Source organism: Brevibacterium sp. H602, from assembly GCF_051172395.1.
In the GTDB taxonomy this organism is placed as follows: Bacteria; Actinomycetota; Actinomycetes; order Actinomycetales; family Brevibacteriaceae; genus Brevibacterium.
The window spans coordinates 376,492-392,011 of the sequence record NZ_JBPIZD010000001.1; the positions used below are offsets into that span (position 1 = coordinate 376,492).

Genomic DNA, 15,520 nt, shown 5'->3' on the forward strand with positions numbered 1-15,520 from the left:
CTCAAGTATCCGTCCGCCATTCCATCATGACCGGGCTCGCCCGTCGGTCAGCCGCAGTCTGCGGTGCGCGAACTCGTTCGCCCAGCGCTGGTCGTGTGTCGTCGCCAGAACGGCACCGCCACGGTTGAGGAACGACTCGATGATCGCGTTCAGCCGGGTCATTGCCGCGTGGTCGCGCCCGATCGTCGGTTCGTCGAGCAGCAGCACCGTCGCCTCGGTCATCAGCGCCGAGGCGATGACGATGTCTTTGCGCCTGGCCACATCGAGGTCGAAGGGATGGTCGTCGGCGACCTCGGTCAGTTCCGCCTCGGCGAGGACGGAGTCTGCGTCTGCCTGGCGATGGCTGCGCACTCGTTTTCGGTCTCGCCGTCGATGCGGCGGCAGCGGCACGGCGTGGAGCAGTTCGCGTGCCGCTGTGGCGGCGGAGAGCTGCAGGCCCGGATCCTGTCCCACCCATCCGAGGTGAGCACTGCGTGCGTGGGCGGGCAGGGTGTCCAATCGGATCATCTCGCCGAGGCGGCTGACCGTGATCGTGCCCGTCACGGACGCCGACCGGTCGAGCAGGCCGAGGAGGGCCCGCAGAAGCGTGGACTTGCCGGCCCCGTTGGCTCCGGTGACTGAGGTGAGTTCGCCGGGCCGCAGATCGAGATCGAGGCCGTCGAGGATGCGGCTGCTTCCCCGATCCACGGTGAGGTCGCGAACGGTGAGCAGCGGATCTGCCAGTGACCTCGGCATCGCCGAGAGGGTCGCTTCATCGTTCGGGCGGCTGTCCCAGATCCCGCCGGATCGAGCCGTGGGAGTCGCCGTCTGCAGCCGACCTGCGTCGAGGAAGCGGATCTCTTCGCAGATCCGGGTCAGTTCGTCAGTCTGATGACCGGTGATGAGCACGGCCCCTCCCCGATCACAGAACTCCTGCAGCACTGTCGCCAGACGCACACGCATCTGCGGATCCAAGGACTTTGCTGGTTGGTCGAGAACGAGCAGGTCGGGACCGGGTGCGAGGATCCGTGCCACCGCGACCAGCTGCCTCTGCCCGCCGGAGAGCGTGTCCAGCCGTCGGTTCCACAGGTCTCCGACGCCGAGGAGCTCGAGCAGGTTCCGGGCGCGGCGGTGGGCATCGGCCGGGTCATACCCGTGCAGTCGACACGCCAGCTGCGACTCGTCACCGACGTGGCTGGTCATTCCGCTCAGCTGCGCTTCCGGGTCATCGCCGAGCAGCGCCACGGTTCCGTGCCGGTCGATGGTGCCGGTCAGGGCTCCCCGGGAGACGAGCTGTCCGGCCAACAGGCGGCAGAGAGTCGACGTTCCCGATCCGAGCGGTCCGAGCACTGCGGTCTTGGTTCCACCAGTGATGCCGAAAGTGATTCCGCTCAGCGCGGCAGCATCCTCTCCACGATAGGTGAACCACGCGTCCGTGATCGCAACGGTCATCTCAGGCACCGCCGATCAGCTGCGCGGCGCCCGGCAGCGGGAGGACTCCCATCACCGAGGCGACGATGAGTCCGATGGTCACGAGCGGAGTCAGGATCCGCAGGAGACTCTGCCCTGTCCCGTCCGTGTGGTCTTGAAGCGCAGTCGCGGTCCCATCCGAATCGAGTCCGCTGGATTCGAGCACGTCGTGACGCTGGTCGACGGTCAGCAGGATCGCGGTGACGAGTCCTGCGACGATTCCCGGCAGCAGTCGGATGCGCACCCGCCAGGAGTCGGTGGCCCAGCCTCGCGCCCGTCTGGCTTCGATGATGTGTCGGGTGCGGGCGCCGATCATTGGGATGAGACCGATGGCAGAGGCACACATATAGGCGACTGCCGAGGGCAGACGAAGTCGACGCAGACCGTCGAAGAGGCGAGCGGAGTCGGCGCCCAGGCCGAACAGCGTGCACAGCCCGATCAAGGCGCTCACCCGCAGCCAGATCTGGACGGCGATGCTCAGTCCTTCGACGCTGAGGCGAGCGGGTCCGGCTTGCCAGAGCACATGCACATCGGTGCCGGGGTAGAACAGCCCCTGCACGACGATGAGCACAACCAGAGTCGGCAGGCACAGGAGACCCACCGTCATCGCCCATGCCCGCAGTCGCACGACGGGTGAGACTGTCACGGTCACGACCGTGCCGGTCAGGATGATGACCGGCACGATCGGAGAGGGGATTCCGAAGACGAGAAGCAGGCTGCAGGCCAGGATGATCAATTCCGTGGCCGGGTGCAGACGACGTTTCCGGCGGTGAGCCTCAGCCGCGTCAACGGCGGTGTGCGTGTCGGAAGAGGCGGGACTCATTCCGCAGGCTGTGCCGATTCGGCCTGTTTGGTCAGATCAGGGCCGTCGGTCTTCTTCGTCCGGGGGCGACTGTGGGCGGCGAACTCGTAGCGACCGACGATGCGTTTGGGCAGCGACCGGATGACGACATAGGCGAGGGCGAAGATGAGCGCCTTGTCGACGATGTCGGAGACCATGCTCTGTGCGAAGGTGGCGTTGAACATCTCGAGGCCCGCCGCTTGGAGGATCGCAACGACTCCCCCGGTGCCGGCACCCAGCCCGCCGCCGAAGACATAAGCGGCGACGGGTGCTCCGATGGCACCGGCGGGAACACCGGCGACGGCGCCGACGATGACCGCGGTCCAGGGTGTGCGGAAGACTCCGAGCCTTGCTGCCCAGCCGGCGGCGGCGCCGATGAAGGCGGCCCCGGAGCTGAAGGCGATGACGCTGGGACTCAGGGTCACGCCCCAGATGAGGTTCGAGACGATTCCCGTGAAGGCACCTGCTGCGGGACCGGCGAGAACGCCGATGAGCACGGTTCCGATGGAGTCGAGATAGAGGGGCACGGGTGTGTAGTTGCCGATGACCTGCCCGATGACGACGTTGAGGGCGATGGCGACCGGGATGAGCGCGAGAACGCTGCGGGGAATGAGCGGGAGGGTGCCGGCGGCGAGCAGAATGCCTCCACCGAGATAGCCGAGCATGACCCACAGAGTGGTGTATCCGAGGTCGACGCCGAGGTTGGCGGGTTGGGTGAGGAGTACGGCGACGTAGGTGCCTATGACGACGAGCGTGCCGAGCAGAGTGAGGATGAGGGGAAGAGTGCGGTTGCGATTTTGTCCGGGACCGACCGTGGTGGTCGGCCCCTGCCCAGACGGACTGGAATGTGCGGTCATGCGGGTGGTCCTTTCATCAGGGTGGTGCTGAGGTGGTCGAGGAATGCGGGGGCATCGATGGCGCGGATGATCTCTGCGTTCACGGGGCGGCCCCACCGCCCCAGCCAGTCGGCGACGGTTTCGCCTCGTGTGAGTGTACCCGTGAGTTCGACATCGACAGGTGCCCACAGCGTCGACGCCCATGGCAGGGCCCCCGCAGCTCCTCTCACGGGCACCGGGGCGGACGGCTCCCGGGCGTCGGAGTCCGATCCTTCGGGCTCTGTTCCGGACGACGTTGTGGTGTCTTGCCGAGCCCAGGACAGAGCACAGGCGAGGACGAAGGGATCGTGGATGTGGGCGAGGTAGCCGAGTCCATCGGATTCGTGGAATTCGAAGTAGAACCGGAGCGCCTCGGCCAGTTCTGCGAGTGCTGATTGCCAGCGGTCATCGGCAGCATCGGCAGAGGCTCCGTCAAGGATGGTGGTCAGCCGCTCGGGTGTCATCTCTACGGCTTCGGTCGCTTCGATCGGGGCAATGACCGGAAGTTGTGCCAGCCCCACCTTCTGATTGGTGCGGTCGAAAGCGGCGAGCACCTGGGCGGTGGACTCGGGGTCGAAGGTGACGTTCCATTCCGTCGTCGGATGGGTGTTGCCCCGGTAGTTGAACGCTCCGCCCATGATGAAGAGCCGTTTGAACAGACTCGGAAGATCCGGGTCGATTTCGAGGGCGAGCGCGAGATTCGTGGCCGGACCGATGACGACACCGAGGAGCTGTCCGGGATGGGCGTGGGCGGCATCAACCCAAGCCTGAGCCGCCGTTGCCGAACTCACCGGCGTGCTCGAGGCCGGCAGCCGCGCATATCCCCGCCCGGTCTCGCCATGGGTGAGGTCGGCATATTCCACGGCTTCGCCCGCTGCCGTCTCCGATGCCTGCGGATCCATCTGCAGGACCTGCCGTGCCAGCGGAAGATTGTGGCCGGCGTGGACGGGAATGTCGCTGCGTCCGGCCAGCGACAACCACCCGCGGGTGTTCTCGACGACTTGTGCAGTGGCGACGTTGCCTCCAGACGCGGCGATGCCGACAACGTCGACATCGTCTTGGCAGCACAGGTAGGCCAGTGCAATAGCATCGTCGATTCCGGGGTCGCAGTCGAGGAAGAGCGGCAGAGTGGATGACATGGTCCCATTCTGCCGGACCCGGCTGTGTCACCACCGTCGGATGCGGGCCCAGTTTCCGCAGGCTTGGGTCGATCCCCGTCTCACCAGTCGACAGCAGAGGTAGAGCTTCGTCGAGGGAGGTTCGTCGATTCCGAACCTTTCTCTCATGTCGATGGCCTCCTCACTGCCGAAGGGAGTGCCGATGACCTCACCGAACGGCATGCTGGTGATCCACGGTTTGGCGGCGAGGGTGAAAGCATTGAGGAACATTTCACAGTCACAGCAGCAGGCACCCATGCTGCTCAGCCGCGCGAGCAGTGCCGTGGCGCGTGGAGCCGTACGGTCGCGGAAGCCTTCCGCGAACCGGTGTGTGCCGTTGCAGCCGAATTCGCCGAGTTGTCGGAACACGTAGCAGGCCAGGCATTCGCCGGGGCGCGGGGCGAAGACACGGGCGGTCTCCTCGTCGATGATCGTTCTGACGTCGTTGTCAATGGTGTTCTTGTCCATGACCACACAGTTCCAGACGGCACTGACACGAAACGATGCGACTTCACATCGCTCCCCGATTTTAGTCCTATTTCTGCAGGTCACAGCCGGAGATGATTCTTCACCTTAGAATCGTTCCCATGAGCATTCTCGTCATCGGTGAGGCCCTCATCGACATCGTCAGCACGCCCGGCGCTCCCGATCGCTATGCACCGGGTGGAGCTCCAGCCAATGTCGCTCTCGGCCTGGGCCGCCTCGGCGTCGAGGTCGAGTTCCTCACCGATGTCGGTGATGACTTCCACGGCGGATTCCTTCTCGCTCACCTTCAGAAGTCTCAGGTCGCCGTGCTCGCTTCACCACGTGGCGCCACGTCCACAGCGCTGGCTCGCCTCGCCGATGACGGCTCCGCCGAGTACGAGTTCCACCTGCGGTGGGATCCTGACTCTTCCCCGCTCAAGGAGGCACCACGCTCTGTTGTGCATTTCGGTTCGATTGCGGCATTCCTGTCGCCCGGCTCCGCAGTCATCGATGATGTCCTCGCCTCTGCGACCGGGGCTTCCGGTACGCATCCTCGTCCGCTCATCTCCTTCGATCCGAATATCCGACCGTCGATCATCGGCTCCCGCGACGATGCGCTGCCGCGATTCGAGGAGTTGGCTCGTCGAGTCGACGTTCTCAAACTCAGCGACGTTGATGCGAACTGGCTCTATCCCGATCTCGACGAGACCGCACAGGTCGACCGTCTTCTCAGCCTCGGGGCGAATCTGGTCGCCATGACTCGCGGTGGTGAGGGTGCGATCGTAGCGACCGCCTCGGCGCGGGCATCGGTGACCTCAAGGAAGGTGGAAGTCAAAGACACGATCGGGGCCGGGGACACGTTCATGGTCTCGCTCATCCACGACCTGCATGCTCAGGAGAACGCTGTGTCCGATCTCAGCACGGCACAACTCGCGGCCCTGGGAGATCGTGCATCGGCGCTTGCGGCGATCACGGTCAGCCGTGAGGGTGCGGATCTGCCGTGGGCCGGGGACCTCACGAACTGAGGAATTCGCCGAGCTGTCGCAGGCAGATGTCGTGCCCGTTGCGGTGTCCGTCGATCATTCCCTGACCGACGAAGGACACGACCTGGTCGACGAGCTCGACCCGGGTGCCTGTCGGGATGGCGGTCAGGGTCCAGGTGATGATGGCCGTCGAGAGGATCTCATCGTCGTTGGTGAGAGTCTCGGTGGTCACGATATGACGCTCCGGTTCCAATGAGCAGTACTGCCCGGTGGAGACGAACTCGAGTTCTCCCGGTGACCCACAGCGGGCACGGATCGATCCGCCCGGACGAAATTCGTCGATGTTGCAGACCATCTCCTCTCCCGCGGGGACACCCCACTGCACGCGCTGGTCCGTATCGGCGAAGGCGTTCCACACCGTCGAGACCGGATGCTCGAAATCAGCGCCGAGGCTGATCGTCGCGGTCACCGGCGCCCCCTGGTCAGATGCTGCCTCACTCACCGAAGAACACCACCTGGTTTCCGTCCGGATCGGTGACCGGCAGGATGCGCTGTCCGCCGCCTGGGGACGGTTCGTCATGGTCGATTCCGGCCGCTCGCAGATGCTCGGCCATCTTGTCGAGGTCGTCCACGTCGAGAACCACGTTGGAGCGTCCGGCTCGCTGTGGGTCCTGCCAGATCTGGATTCCGAAACTCTCGTCGAAGAGCCATTGGGCCAGCCCCGCCATCGGCTTGCTGTCCGGGTGTCTTTCGAAGAGTCGGGAATACCATTCGGTCGCTTCCTTCTCGCCGGTGACAACGATATTGGCCATGAGTCCGGTGATCATGATCGCTCCTTCGGGATCAGTCTCGAGATCGAGTGATTGCATTCTGCAATCACTTATTCCATGGAAGCACACATCGGCCCCGGGAACAAGAGCGACGCTCAGCTCAGCCCCCGAACGGGGCCAACGCAAACCGGCCCCATGCGAGGAACGCAAACACCAGCAGGTATGCGGTGTCCCCCATCATCAGGCCCCATTCGCTGCGCCGAAATCGGGTCGTCGCCGCCCCAGCCATCACCAGCATGAGTCCACACGCCGCGATCGGCGAGAGAACCGGAAGGATCCCCACCAGCGGCGGCACGATCAGTCCGATCACGCCGAGGAGCTTAATGGTTCCGATGGCCTTGATATGTCCCGAACCGAAATCGTCCACCCAGTGCTGGCTGCGGGCCAGCGCCCGATACTTCTCCTTGGACAGGATCACCTGCGAGGCTCCGCCGATACCGAAAGCCACTGCCATAGCAGCGGCGACGACCCATAGTACGATGTCCATCATTGCAATTCTCCTTTGCCGAAAGAGCCCGGTCGGACTCTCGCTCTGATGACGCACCGCCGCCAGGAAAGGTAACAGCCATCGCGCAGTCATCTTCGACCTCAGAGTTCGAAGCTCATCGCCCTCGCCTCACCGCGTTGGCCACGAGAGTGCTCGGCTCGCACTCGGACGCCGAGGATGCCGTTCAGGAGACATGGCTCCGCTGGGAGCGGAACGGCCCGGAGTCCATCGACAATCTCGCCGGGTGGCTGACCAGGGTCGTCGGTCGCATCTGTCTCGATGCGCTCCGCCGACGCGCCACTCGGGGAGAATCGTCGCTTGATGCCTGGCTAAGCGAAGCCATCGTCGACGAGGACGACCCGACTCCCGAGCAGAATGCGACGCTGTCGGATTCGCTCGGACCAGCTATGCTCATCGTGCTCGATTCACTGCGTCCGGAGGAGCGAGTCGCCTTCGTCCTCCATGACATGTTCTCAGTGCCCTTCGCCGAAATCGCGGCCGTCAACGGATCCTCGGAAGCTGCTGCGAAGATGGCCGCCAGTCGGGCCCGACGCAAGGTCAAGGTCACACCACGACCGTCCGGAGAACTCTCACAGCGTCGTGCTGTCGTCGACGCGTTCCTCACTGCCGCACGGCATGGAGACTTCGACGCTCTGCTGCACATTCTCGACCCGCGACTGACGTGGCACCGCAGCAACACCCGCGGCCACATGGTCCGGATGGGTGCGAACGAGGTGCTCGCAGCGATTCGCCGCGGCGATCCGCACAGGATCGAAGTTCGAAAGGTCAACGTCAACGGCGAGCCGGGTCTGCTCGTTCTGACCGCAAGCGGTCACCGTTTGGGACTCATGGCATGCACCGTGGCAGACGGCAGAATGATCGGCATCGTCTCGATCACCTCAAGGAAGCTGCTGGAGCGACTGAGACCGCCTGAGCAGTAGCCCCACCCAATTCAGCTTCCGGAGATCTCCGCCTCGTAGGCGGCCTGCAGTTGCTCTGAGGAACGCGGCTCGTCAGGATTCGGGCGCGGCACCCCGAGGTGGGTCTCCCGAAGTTCATCCATGAGGCCGGCGACGAGCTGGGGGTCATCGGCCATGATTCTGGATCGGATCGTCAGCTCCGGTGCAGTCTCCCGGTGGGTCATTCCCCACGTTCCGAGGGCGACCATGACGGGCAGAGTCTGGATTCCAGCCTCGGTGAGGGAGTATTCGGCTCGCTGCCCGCGTGCGGCTTCCGCCTTTGTCAGCAGCCCTTCGTCGATGAGCTTCCGCAGACGACTGGCGAGCATGTTCGAGGCTATGCCCTCATTGTTGTGGGTGAGCAGCTCGCGGAAGTGCCGACGATTGCCGAAGATGATGTCGCGCAGGACGATGAGCGACCAGTTGTCGCCGAGGACCTCGACGGCGGCATTGATCGCACATCCTGAACGCGGCTGTGCAGGCATCGCCCCACCTCCAGTGATTGCATTCTGAAACTACTTAATCTTACACTGGGTCCACTTCTCCGGAACCGCCGCCATCCGTCGGACTGAAGACATCAGCCGAACCATCACATTGGAGTGCTCATGGCCAAAGCGTGTGTCAACAACCTCTTCGTCTCCCTCGACGGCTTCGCTGCCGGCGAGTTCGTCACCTTCGACCAGCCGATCGGCGAAGCCCAAGCACTGTTCTCTTTCTTCGACGGCCGCGGCATCGAGGGAGTGGACAAGGTCAACGCCCCGGTGACCGCAGACCGCGCTCTGTTCGCCATGTGGGGGCAGGGCATCGGAGCCGAGATCATGGGCCGGAAGAAGTTCGGCCCCCAGACAGGGCCGTGGCCCGACGACGGCTGGCGCGGCTGGTGGGGTGAGGAACCGCCGTTCAAGACTCCGTGCTTCGTTCTCACTCATCATCCGCGGGAGCCGATGGAGTTCGACAACGGCACGAGCTTCCATTTCGTGGATGCTTCCCCAGCCGATGTCCTCGCCGAGGCGACCGCCGCCGCTGACGGCGGCAATGTCCGCATCGGCGGCGGTCCTTCGATGGTCAGACAGTTCCTTGCGGCCGGCCTCCTCGACTTCATGCACCTCGTCATCGTCCCCGTCACCCTCGGCCGCGGAGTCTGGCTCTGGGAAGGACTCGAGGGATTGGAGAAGGATTTCACGATCGAGACCATCACCACGGCCAGTGGTCTGACCCATCAACTGTGGAATCGAAAGGGCTAAACTTCACGCGCGGCACAAGACTGTTTCGATCGAAAGACCGCTGGCCTGTCGTCTCCGATCGGAGACGACAGGCCAGCGGGTTCGATTGGGGCTGAGCCCGTGTGACTATTCAGCTCAGCTGATCGCCTCGGCGATGGGGGTCTGCCCGTCGTAGAAGTTCACGGTCTCACGCACCGCAGCGGACTCAGCGAGGACATGGGTGATGACGTCGGCGACGAGGTCGCGTGAGGTCACCCGCACATCGTCGGCCGGTGTCTGCCCATCGAGGTCGCCGGCCGCATCGGCGATGAGAACCTTGCCGCTGGAGGGCTCGAGGGTCAGACCGCCGGGTCCGAGGATCGTGAAGTCCAACGAGCTTGCTCGCAGGTGCTCATCGGCACCGCTCTTGGCCTGCACGTAGGGGTAGAAGGAGCTCTCCGGGTCGACACGGTCACGGTCGACACTCGCGCTGGCATAGGAGACCATGACGAAGCGCTTGACCCCGGCCTGTTCGGCTGCGTCGATGGATCGCTTGGCTGCTTCGAGGTCGACGGCCTTCGTCCGCTCCGGGCTGCCGCCGCCGGCTCCGGCGGAGAAGACGACCGCCTGGGCTCCTGCGAACAGGTCGGCGAGCGCCTGAGAGTCGGCGGTTTCGATGTCGAGGACGACCGGGTTGGCCCCTGCGGCTTCGACATCGGATGACTGGTCGGGGTTGCGGATCACCGAATCGACGGCGAAACCTGCGGCCTTGAGCTTGGGTGCTGCCAGGAGTGCGATCTTTCCATGGCCGCCGAGAATGACGACACGAGCTGAATCAGACATATCTACCTCCGTTGTCGGTGATGCTTGGTGTCCGGTACAGCGACAGGTCGGCCGTAATTATTCCGTGCCGCCGGTATTCTGATGTCCATGACCGACGATCTCTCCCCTGCCGCAGTCGTGCGTCGGCTCGACCGTGGACAGCAGGTCGTCATCCCCTCCTCGAATCGGCAGGTCCTCTTTGGTCTGCTCGTCGCGCTCGTCATCGGCATCGGTCTACTCGCCTTCTTCATCTACGTCGTCACCGCCACAATCGAGGACTGGCGCAGCCCGTGGCTGATCATCATCAACCTGCGCATGTGGGCGTTGGTCATCGGCATCGTCGGGTGCCTGGTCGTCGCACCGATCGGTCTGTTCGTGCGAATGCGCAGGCGCGAATCCCTCGTCCTCTCCCCCGCCGGCGTCGCGTTGGCACGGCGCGATCAGGTACTGCCCGGCACGCTGCTGCCGTGGCAGGATATCGAAGCGATCGTGTTCGAAAAGGCGGCACGCCGTGGCCTCAAGGCCGCGGCGTATATCCTCACCGAGGAGGCGACCCGTCGACGACTCGGGCGCGGGCATCATCCGCGGTTACTCGTCAGGAATGGTTTTGTCCTCAGTCCCCGTCGACTCTTCCCGGTCCTGAAAGCCGCACACGCCCGTTTCGCACCGCGCCTTCATGGGCCCCGATAGGCCCGCACATGCGCGTGCCTTACTGTTGAGATCATGATCCGACGCCTCCTCGCCCGCGCCTTCTGGTCGTTCAGCAAGTGGAAGCTCGTCACCGAGCCCGCCCCGAATCGTCCGACGATCCTCATCGGGGCACCCCACACCTCCAATTGGGACTTCGTCGTGATGCTCGCGATCGCGTGGCGCCTTCGTGTCGATGTCCATTGGCTGGGCAAGCATTCCCTCTTCACCGGATGGCGTGGGCCGATAATGCGCGGACTCGGCGGGATACCCGTCGACCGGTCGGATCCGAGCAAGATCGTCGACGAGGTGGTCGGCCGTATGCGTAAAGGGGAGGTCTTCGCTCTCGTCATCACTCCAGACGGAACCCGCGGCGGGCATACTCATTGGAAGTCCGGGTTCCATCGCATCGCGATGGCAACGGGAATGCCCGTCACGTTGGGCTACCTGGATACCGCGACCCGGACGACGGGGCTGGGCCCGACCCTGGAGATGAGCGGCGACATCGCCGCGGACATGGATCGGATCCGCGAATTCTACGCCGACAAGCGTGGAATCCGACCGCACCTGCAGGTCACGCCGAGGTTGCGCGAAGAAGACTCCGCTGGTGACGATCGCGAAGGCGAAGCGGAGCCGAACTGAGATGGACGGTGATCTGCGCGTCCCCGCCGGGCCGGGTATCCCCGCCGGGCTGGTCATCCCCGCATCCGACCTGTCCGAACAGTTCTCCCGGTCTTCCGGCCCGGGTGGCCAGCACGTCAACACCTCCGATTCACGGGTGCAGCTGAGCCTCGACCTGGCCTCTGCGAGTTTCCTCACCGAGGTCCAACGCGAGCGGGTGCTCAGTCGATTGGCACCACGTCTGTCGGGCACTGTGGTGACCGTGACTTCGGAGAAGCAGCGGTCACAGCTGAAGAATCGTCAGGACGCACGCATACGGCTAGCGCAGCTGCTGCGGGAAGCGTTGGCTCCGCCGGTGCAGAGGCGAGCAACGAAGCCGTCCCGCAATTCCCGTCGTCGCCGAGTCCGGACCGAACAGCGGCGTTCAGAGATCAAACGCAACCGTCGCAGGCCCCGTCTCGATTGAGCCCCGGTGGTGACAGCGGTTGATGGGCGGTGGTGACAGCGGTTGCTGTGAAGAGCAGAATGGGCGATATGAACAGCATTGACATTCTCACCGACCTGTCCCAGCGTCCTCGCCAGGCAGCCCAAGCTCTGCCCGGCCTCTCCCCCGAACAGCTCAACAGCCACCTCGGCGGTCATCCGAATTCCATCGCCTGGCTGCTCTGGCACAGCGGCCGAGAGATCGATGTGCAGCTCTCAGCCCTCACGGGCAAGCCCGAGCAGTGGGAGGACTTCCGGAACCGGTTCGATCTCGGCGAGATCGGCGAGACCTTCGGCTACGGACACAGTCCCGAACAGGCGGCAGAGATCAAGGTCGACGATCAACAGCTGCTCGTCGACTACCTCGCCGCTACTCTGAACGCGTTCACCGACTATGCAAAGACGCTCTCCGAGGATGACTTCGACGAAGTCATCGACGAGAACTGGACGCCGGCAGTCACTCGCGGAGTTCGCATGGTCTCGATCATCGACGATGCGATCCAGCATGTCGCGCAGGCGGCGTTCATCGCAGGTGCGACTGTTTGATTCGGTTCAGGGTCGACAGAAATCCCTGACTTCGCCGAGGATGCTCATCCCGGCCGCACGGTAGGTGGCGACTGAGGCGGTGTTCGATGACGGAGTGGCAACGGTGATGCTCGAGGCTCCCGTCCCGCGCAGCGCAGTGGCCGCGGCCAGTGTCATCTCGACTCCGAATCCGTGACCCCGGTGGTCGCTGTGGACGCCGAGTGGTTCGATGATGCCTGGACGTCCGGCTCCGGCCGACCAGACGGTTGCGGCACCGGCTGGAGCGCCGTCGGCGGTAAAGCCGACGAGACATTTGGCCTGCTTGTAAGCGTGACCGTCGGCCATGGATCGCCAACGGTCCGCGGTCAATGAGGACCCTGGAAAAGCCGAGGATTCGACCGCGATACGGTCGGCGATACGGTTATCTGCTCTGTCGGGGTCAACCGTTTCGATCCACAGGGTAACGGGTGGGATCGGTTCGCTCAGGTCTCGGTGAAGAGTGGTCCACGGGCCGTCAGATCCCCATTCCGCCTCGGTGAGGGTATGTTGCAGGGCGGATCCGAACCGGGCCTCGACGATGCCTGTCCCTGCCGGCAGCAGTTCGGTGAGGTCTCCGTTGAGGTCGGCCAGGATCGCCTCAGCGAGCGCTCGGTCATCGGCGTGATCGGGTGAGATGGCCATTCGGATGAGTTCAGATTCGTCGAGGAATCCGACGGCCGCGGGTTCGTCACCGACCGTCCACACCCTCAGGGCCGAGGCGAGCGCTTCGGCTCCGAAGCGCTGGTACCAGCCGAGGTCGCCGGGATGAACCTGGATGGGCAGTCCTTCGCGCTGCCAGGACGTGACCGTGTCGATGATGTCCGGCAGGTCCGTCGTAGTCGGTGTCAACATGGTCATTCCTCTGTCCTCGCCTCTGCGCGCCAGATGACTTCACCGTCGTCGATCTCGTCGGTCGGTTGCAGTCCGAGACGATCAGCGATTCGGGCGGAGGCGGCGTTGTCAGGCTGGATGGCCGCTTGCGATACAGTTACGAGGTGATCCGCCAGCCAATCGACCATGGCTCGGGCCGCCTCGGTGGCGAATCCCTGCCCTTGGCTGTCGACTCCGATGACCCAAGCGATGTCGGCTTGATAACCGGTTTCGGCTCTTGTCACTGTGGCCTGGACATATCCGACTGCAGCGGACTCAGCCGTTTCGCGAACGATCCAGTTCAGCCAGCCGGCGTCACCGGTCGGTGAGGCACCTGCGGATTGGAGTGCATAGAGTCGTTCGAGTTCGGACAGGCTCGGGCTCGTCCCACCGATATGGGTGTACAGGTCGAGTGAGGACAGTGTCTCCACCATCTCCGGCGCATGATGGACTTCGAGCGGCTCAAGCTGCAACCTGTCGGTGACGATGGGTGTCGCCTGTGGCCAATTCACGCTGCAGTTCGAGCTCTCTGCCGGGTTCACGGATTCAGCTCTCGTTCGTTCGATCGGGCCTCGTCCGATTGCTGATGCGGGAAGCGAAGTCGACGATCTCCGCCTCGACTTCGAGGCGGGTGGTCGGTTCGTTGTGGACTTCGTGGCGGACTCCGGCGAAGACGCGGGTGCGCACATCGTCGTGTCCGGTCGCGCGGAGGCGGTTCGCGACGTGATAGGCGCCTTCGCCGTAGTTCGCGACAGGATCCTGGTCACCTGCGAGGATGAGCACCGGCAGACCGCTGGGGATCGTCGCGTACCAGGAATCGGCATTGGCACCGTCATAGAGTTCGACGAAGCCCTGCAGGAATCGGGAGCTCATCGGGGCGCCGAAGTTGTTGAAGGGGTCCCGCCCATGATCGGCGACGACAGCATCGTCGAGGGCGACCCAGGCGGTGGGGCCGGCATCGGGACCACAGCGGTCGAGGAACCCATCGAAGAACTGATCGACGAGGTGGCCCGGCACGGGGTCCGCGCGGTCGTCGCCGGTGGCCGCCTCGGCGAGGTCCTTGCGGTCGATGACGCGCTCGATCCCCTGCCACTGGGCGGCGATGCCGCACAGAGCCAGACCCGTGAGTTCGGATTCAGGACGTGAGGCCATTCCCCGTGCGATCATCGACCCCCAGCTGTGGCCGAAGACGATATAGGGCAGTCCGGGGAGGATATCGCGGGCTTTCGCCTGCAGAGTCAGCTCGTCATCGACGATGACGCGGGCTGCCTCGTCTCCGGCATCGGCCCAGATGCCGGATTCCATCGCCGTACGTCCGTGACCGGCATGGTCGTCGGCGACAACGGCGAATCCTGCGTCGAGCAAGGTCGTAATGAGGTGGAGGTAGCGCCGAGAATGCTCGCCGAGTCCGTGGATGATCTGCACGATGGCGTTCGGGGCTGTCGTCGGAGTGTAGAGCCAAGCATTGATCGTGTCGCGGTCGTTGCTCGAGGGATATGTGATTTCGTGCAGGGCCAAAGCCGGACTCCTTTGTCAGTTGCGTCGTCTACACCGAGATTCCATAACAATCAGAACAATCGCCGAGATGCCGATACTCTATCGCAGGTCGCGGACCTCAGCTCTGTACGGATGGGCAAGCAACTCTCGCATTCAGGCGTGTACGGTCGAATACCTCGGGCATATCCTTGACCCATGCCGTTCGAAGCCGTTTCATTCACCGATGTCTCCACCGCGGGACTCGAATCCTCCCCCGTCGCCGAGGCGCTGGCCGGCCTGCGCGCGAACGAGGCGCGGTACTTCTCCAACAAGTACAAGCACACGTTCACAGTGGCCCCGGCCGCTGAGGCACAGGAGGAATTGGACTGGGTGGAGGAGATCCTTGCCTCCGAGCGTGAGATCGTGCCGACTTCGTCGGCTCTCGAAGTCAGCGTCAATGATGTCGACGGCATCTATTGGGTGCACGTCTTCTATGAGTCCGGGCTCGCAATCAATGTCCTGTGGACGCGAGCAGGCAATGGCAAACGGGCCGTCGGTTTCAAGCTTTCGGAAGGGATGGACGTTCCTCCCGAGCTGTCGGCGTTCAAGTTCGCCCGTCAGAAGTCGAAGCTCGCCGGAGAGATCCGCGGATCCTTCTTCAAGATCAAGGGCGATCATCCCTTGCCATAGCGTCACGACTCGCAAGGCCAGAGGTCGCGAACGATCGGTTCCCATCCGGTCATTCGCGG

The 15,520-nt window shown here is 64.0% G+C and carries 21 protein-coding genes; 8 read left to right on the forward strand and 13 right to left on the reverse strand.

Translation table 11 applies throughout. The features are described 5' to 3' along the window. Window positions 1-24: 24 nt before the first annotated feature. Genes ACSBQT_RS01765 through ACSBQT_RS01785 form a run of 5 tightly spaced genes read right to left on the reverse strand, consistent with a single transcriptional unit; the run spans window position 25 to window position 4,790 of the window. Complete coding sequence (locus ACSBQT_RS01765; RefSeq protein WP_410710260.1) at window positions 25-1,431, reverse strand: ATP-binding cassette domain-containing protein; 1,407 nt, start codon at window positions 1,429-1,431, stop codon at window positions 25-27. A gap of 1 nt (window position 1,432) precedes the next feature. Continuing rightward, window positions 1,433-2,272 (reverse strand): energy-coupling factor transporter transmembrane component T family protein, encoded by an 840-nt coding sequence (locus ACSBQT_RS01770; RefSeq protein WP_410710261.1) that lies wholly within the window; start codon window positions 2,270-2,272, stop codon window positions 1,433-1,435. After that, window positions 2,269-3,147, reverse strand: coding sequence for a histidine kinase (locus ACSBQT_RS01775; protein ID WP_410710262.1), 879 nt, complete (start codon window positions 3,145-3,147; stop codon window positions 2,269-2,271). The genes ACSBQT_RS01770 and ACSBQT_RS01775 overlap by 4 nt, the downstream gene beginning before the upstream one ends. Next, window positions 3,144-4,304, reverse strand: coding sequence for a nucleoside hydrolase (locus tag ACSBQT_RS01780; RefSeq protein ID WP_435000724.1), 1,161 nt, complete (start codon window positions 4,302-4,304; stop codon window positions 3,144-3,146). Before ACSBQT_RS01780 ends, ACSBQT_RS01775 begins: the two co-directional genes overlap by 4 nt. Window positions 4,305-4,331: 27 nt before the next feature. Next, entirely contained in the window at window positions 4,332-4,790 is a 459-nt protein-coding gene (locus ACSBQT_RS01785; protein WP_410710264.1) for a DUF2695 domain-containing protein, read from the reverse strand. Window positions 4,791-4,909: 119 nt separating this feature from the next. On the opposite strand from ACSBQT_RS01785, the gene ACSBQT_RS01790 reads away from it, so the two are divergent. Beyond that, entirely contained in the window at window positions 4,910-5,812 is a 903-nt protein-coding gene (locus tag ACSBQT_RS01790) for a carbohydrate kinase family protein (RefSeq protein WP_435000726.1), read from the forward strand. Here the strand turns inward: ACSBQT_RS01790 and ACSBQT_RS01795 are convergent. From ACSBQT_RS01795 to ACSBQT_RS01805, 3 genes are all read right to left on the reverse strand, one after another. Continuing rightward, the gene (locus ACSBQT_RS01795; RefSeq protein WP_435000728.1) at window positions 5,802-6,272 is read right to left on the reverse strand and encodes an SRPBCC domain-containing protein; all 471 of its coding nucleotides are present in this window, start codon (window positions 6,270-6,272) and stop codon (window positions 5,802-5,804) included. The two genes, ACSBQT_RS01790 and ACSBQT_RS01795, sit on opposite strands and share 11 nt — an antisense overlap. Next, the gene (locus ACSBQT_RS01800) at window positions 6,265-6,597 is read right to left on the reverse strand and encodes a VOC family protein (RefSeq protein ID WP_410710267.1); all 333 of its coding nucleotides are present in this window, start codon (window positions 6,595-6,597) and stop codon (window positions 6,265-6,267) included. Before ACSBQT_RS01800 ends, ACSBQT_RS01795 begins: the two co-directional genes overlap by 8 nt. A 103-nt stretch (window positions 6,598-6,700) precedes the next feature. Further along, window positions 6,701-7,090, reverse strand: coding sequence for a DoxX family protein (locus ACSBQT_RS01805; RefSeq protein ID WP_410710268.1), 390 nt, complete (start codon window positions 7,088-7,090; stop codon window positions 6,701-6,703). A gap of 77 nt (window positions 7,091-7,167) precedes the next feature. Between ACSBQT_RS01805 and ACSBQT_RS01810 the strand changes: the two genes are divergently transcribed. Next, complete coding sequence (locus ACSBQT_RS01810; protein WP_410710502.1) at window positions 7,168-8,028, forward strand: sigma-70 family RNA polymerase sigma factor; 861 nt, start codon at window positions 7,168-7,170, stop codon at window positions 8,026-8,028. An 11-nt stretch (window positions 8,029-8,039) separates the two neighbouring features. On the opposite strand, the gene ACSBQT_RS01815 is transcribed toward ACSBQT_RS01810, so the two are convergent. After that, entirely contained in the window at window positions 8,040-8,531 is a 492-nt protein-coding gene (locus ACSBQT_RS01815) for a winged helix-turn-helix transcriptional regulator (RefSeq protein WP_435000729.1), read from the reverse strand. A gap of 120 nt (window positions 8,532-8,651) precedes the next feature. Here ACSBQT_RS01815 and ACSBQT_RS01820 point away from each other — a divergent pair, with 120 nt between their 5' ends. Beyond that, on the forward strand, window positions 8,652-9,290 hold the full coding sequence (locus tag ACSBQT_RS01820; protein ID WP_410710270.1) for a dihydrofolate reductase family protein: 639 nt from the start codon (window positions 8,652-8,654) through the stop codon (window positions 9,288-9,290). A 114-nt stretch (window positions 9,291-9,404) separates the two neighbouring features. Here the strand turns inward: ACSBQT_RS01820 and ACSBQT_RS01825 are convergent, their stop codons facing one another. Continuing rightward, the gene (locus ACSBQT_RS01825) at window positions 9,405-10,091 is read right to left on the reverse strand and encodes an SDR family oxidoreductase (protein WP_435000730.1); all 687 of its coding nucleotides are present in this window, start codon (window positions 10,089-10,091) and stop codon (window positions 9,405-9,407) included. An 87-nt stretch (window positions 10,092-10,178) separates the two neighbouring features. On the opposite strand from ACSBQT_RS01825, the gene ACSBQT_RS01830 reads away from it, so the two are divergent. From ACSBQT_RS01830 to ACSBQT_RS01845, 4 genes are all read left to right on the forward strand, one after another. Continuing rightward, window positions 10,179-10,760, forward strand: coding sequence for a hypothetical protein (locus ACSBQT_RS01830; RefSeq protein WP_410710272.1), 582 nt, complete (start codon window positions 10,179-10,181; stop codon window positions 10,758-10,760). Between the two features lie 33 nt (window positions 10,761-10,793). After that, entirely contained in the window at window positions 10,794-11,399 is a 606-nt protein-coding gene (locus tag ACSBQT_RS01835) for a 1-acyl-sn-glycerol-3-phosphate acyltransferase (protein WP_410710273.1), read from the forward strand. A 1-nt stretch (window position 11,400) separates the two neighbouring features. After that, on the forward strand, window positions 11,401-11,844 hold the full coding sequence (arfB, locus tag ACSBQT_RS01840; RefSeq protein ID WP_410710503.1) for an alternative ribosome rescue aminoacyl-tRNA hydrolase ArfB: 444 nt from the start codon (window positions 11,401-11,403) through the stop codon (window positions 11,842-11,844). Between the two features lie 68 nt (window positions 11,845-11,912). Beyond that, complete coding sequence (locus ACSBQT_RS01845; protein ID WP_435000731.1) at window positions 11,913-12,407, forward strand: mycothiol transferase; 495 nt, start codon at window positions 11,913-11,915, stop codon at window positions 12,405-12,407. 6 nt (window positions 12,408-12,413) lie between these two features. Here ACSBQT_RS01845 and ACSBQT_RS01850 read toward each other — a convergent pair whose 3' ends face one another. From ACSBQT_RS01850 to ACSBQT_RS01860, 3 genes are read right to left on the reverse strand one after another with little or no spacing between them, the layout of a single operon-like run. Next, window positions 12,414-13,277, reverse strand: coding sequence for a GNAT family N-acetyltransferase (locus ACSBQT_RS01850; protein WP_435000732.1), 864 nt, complete (start codon window positions 13,275-13,277; stop codon window positions 12,414-12,416). A gap of 2 nt (window positions 13,278-13,279) precedes the next feature. Continuing rightward, on the reverse strand, window positions 13,280-13,807 hold the full coding sequence (locus ACSBQT_RS01855; protein WP_410710276.1) for a GNAT family N-acetyltransferase: 528 nt from the start codon (window positions 13,805-13,807) through the stop codon (window positions 13,280-13,282). Between the two features lie 34 nt (window positions 13,808-13,841). Then, the gene (locus ACSBQT_RS01860; RefSeq protein ID WP_435000733.1) at window positions 13,842-14,813 is read right to left on the reverse strand and encodes an alpha/beta fold hydrolase; all 972 of its coding nucleotides are present in this window, start codon (window positions 14,811-14,813) and stop codon (window positions 13,842-13,844) included. 174 nt (window positions 14,814-14,987) lie between these two features. On the opposite strand from ACSBQT_RS01860, the gene ACSBQT_RS01865 reads away from it, so the two are divergent. Further along, the gene (locus ACSBQT_RS01865; protein WP_435000734.1) at window positions 14,988-15,461 is read left to right on the forward strand and encodes a phage tail protein; all 474 of its coding nucleotides are present in this window, start codon (window positions 14,988-14,990) and stop codon (window positions 15,459-15,461) included. Window positions 15,462-15,520 lie beyond the last annotated feature (59 nt).

Bases quoted from the DNA above. Each gene is read 5' to 3' on its own strand.
- ACSBQT_RS01865 (WP_435000734.1), top strand. From the start codon at position 14,988: ATGCCGTTCGAAGCCGTTTCATTCACCGATGTCTCCACCGCGGGACTC.
- ACSBQT_RS01775 (WP_410710262.1), bottom strand. From the start codon at position 3,147: ATGACCGCACATTCCAGTCCGTCTGGGCAGGGGCCGACCACCACGGTC.
- ACSBQT_RS01785 (WP_410710264.1), bottom strand. From the start codon at position 4,790: ATGGACAAGAACACCATTGACAACGACGTCAGAACGATCATCGACGAG.
- ACSBQT_RS01780 (WP_435000724.1), bottom strand. From the start codon at position 4,304: ATGTCATCCACTCTGCCGCTCTTCCTCGACTGCGACCCCGGAATCGAC.
- ACSBQT_RS01825 (WP_435000730.1), bottom strand. From the start codon at position 10,091: ATGTCTGATTCAGCTCGTGTCGTCATTCTCGGCGGCCATGGAAAGATC.
- ACSBQT_RS01850 (WP_435000732.1), bottom strand. From the start codon at position 13,277: ATGTTGACACCGACTACGACGGACCTGCCGGACATCATCGACACGGTC.
- ACSBQT_RS01830 (WP_410710272.1), top strand. From the start codon at position 10,179: ATGACCGACGATCTCTCCCCTGCCGCAGTCGTGCGTCGGCTCGACCGT.
- ACSBQT_RS01770 (WP_410710261.1), bottom strand. From the start codon at position 2,272: ATGAGTCCCGCCTCTTCCGACACGCACACCGCCGTTGACGCGGCTGAG.
- ACSBQT_RS01800 (WP_410710267.1), bottom strand. From the start codon at position 6,597: ATGATCACCGGACTCATGGCCAATATCGTTGTCACCGGCGAGAAGGAA.
- arfB (WP_410710503.1), top strand. From the start codon at position 11,401: ATGGACGGTGATCTGCGCGTCCCCGCCGGGCCGGGTATCCCCGCCGGG.
- ACSBQT_RS01790 (WP_435000726.1), top strand. From the start codon at position 4,910: ATGAGCATTCTCGTCATCGGTGAGGCCCTCATCGACATCGTCAGCACG.
- ACSBQT_RS01805 (WP_410710268.1), bottom strand. From the start codon at position 7,090: ATGATGGACATCGTACTATGGGTCGTCGCCGCTGCTATGGCAGTGGCT.
- ACSBQT_RS01815 (WP_435000729.1), bottom strand. From the start codon at position 8,531: ATGCCTGCACAGCCGCGTTCAGGATGTGCGATCAATGCCGCCGTCGAG.
- ACSBQT_RS01835 (WP_410710273.1), top strand. From the start codon at position 10,794: ATGATCCGACGCCTCCTCGCCCGCGCCTTCTGGTCGTTCAGCAAGTGG.
- ACSBQT_RS01845 (WP_435000731.1), top strand. From the start codon at position 11,913: ATGAACAGCATTGACATTCTCACCGACCTGTCCCAGCGTCCTCGCCAG.
- ACSBQT_RS01820 (WP_410710270.1), top strand. From the start codon at position 8,652: ATGGCCAAAGCGTGTGTCAACAACCTCTTCGTCTCCCTCGACGGCTTC.
- ACSBQT_RS01765 (WP_410710260.1), bottom strand. From the start codon at position 1,431: ATGACCGTTGCGATCACGGACGCGTGGTTCACCTATCGTGGAGAGGAT.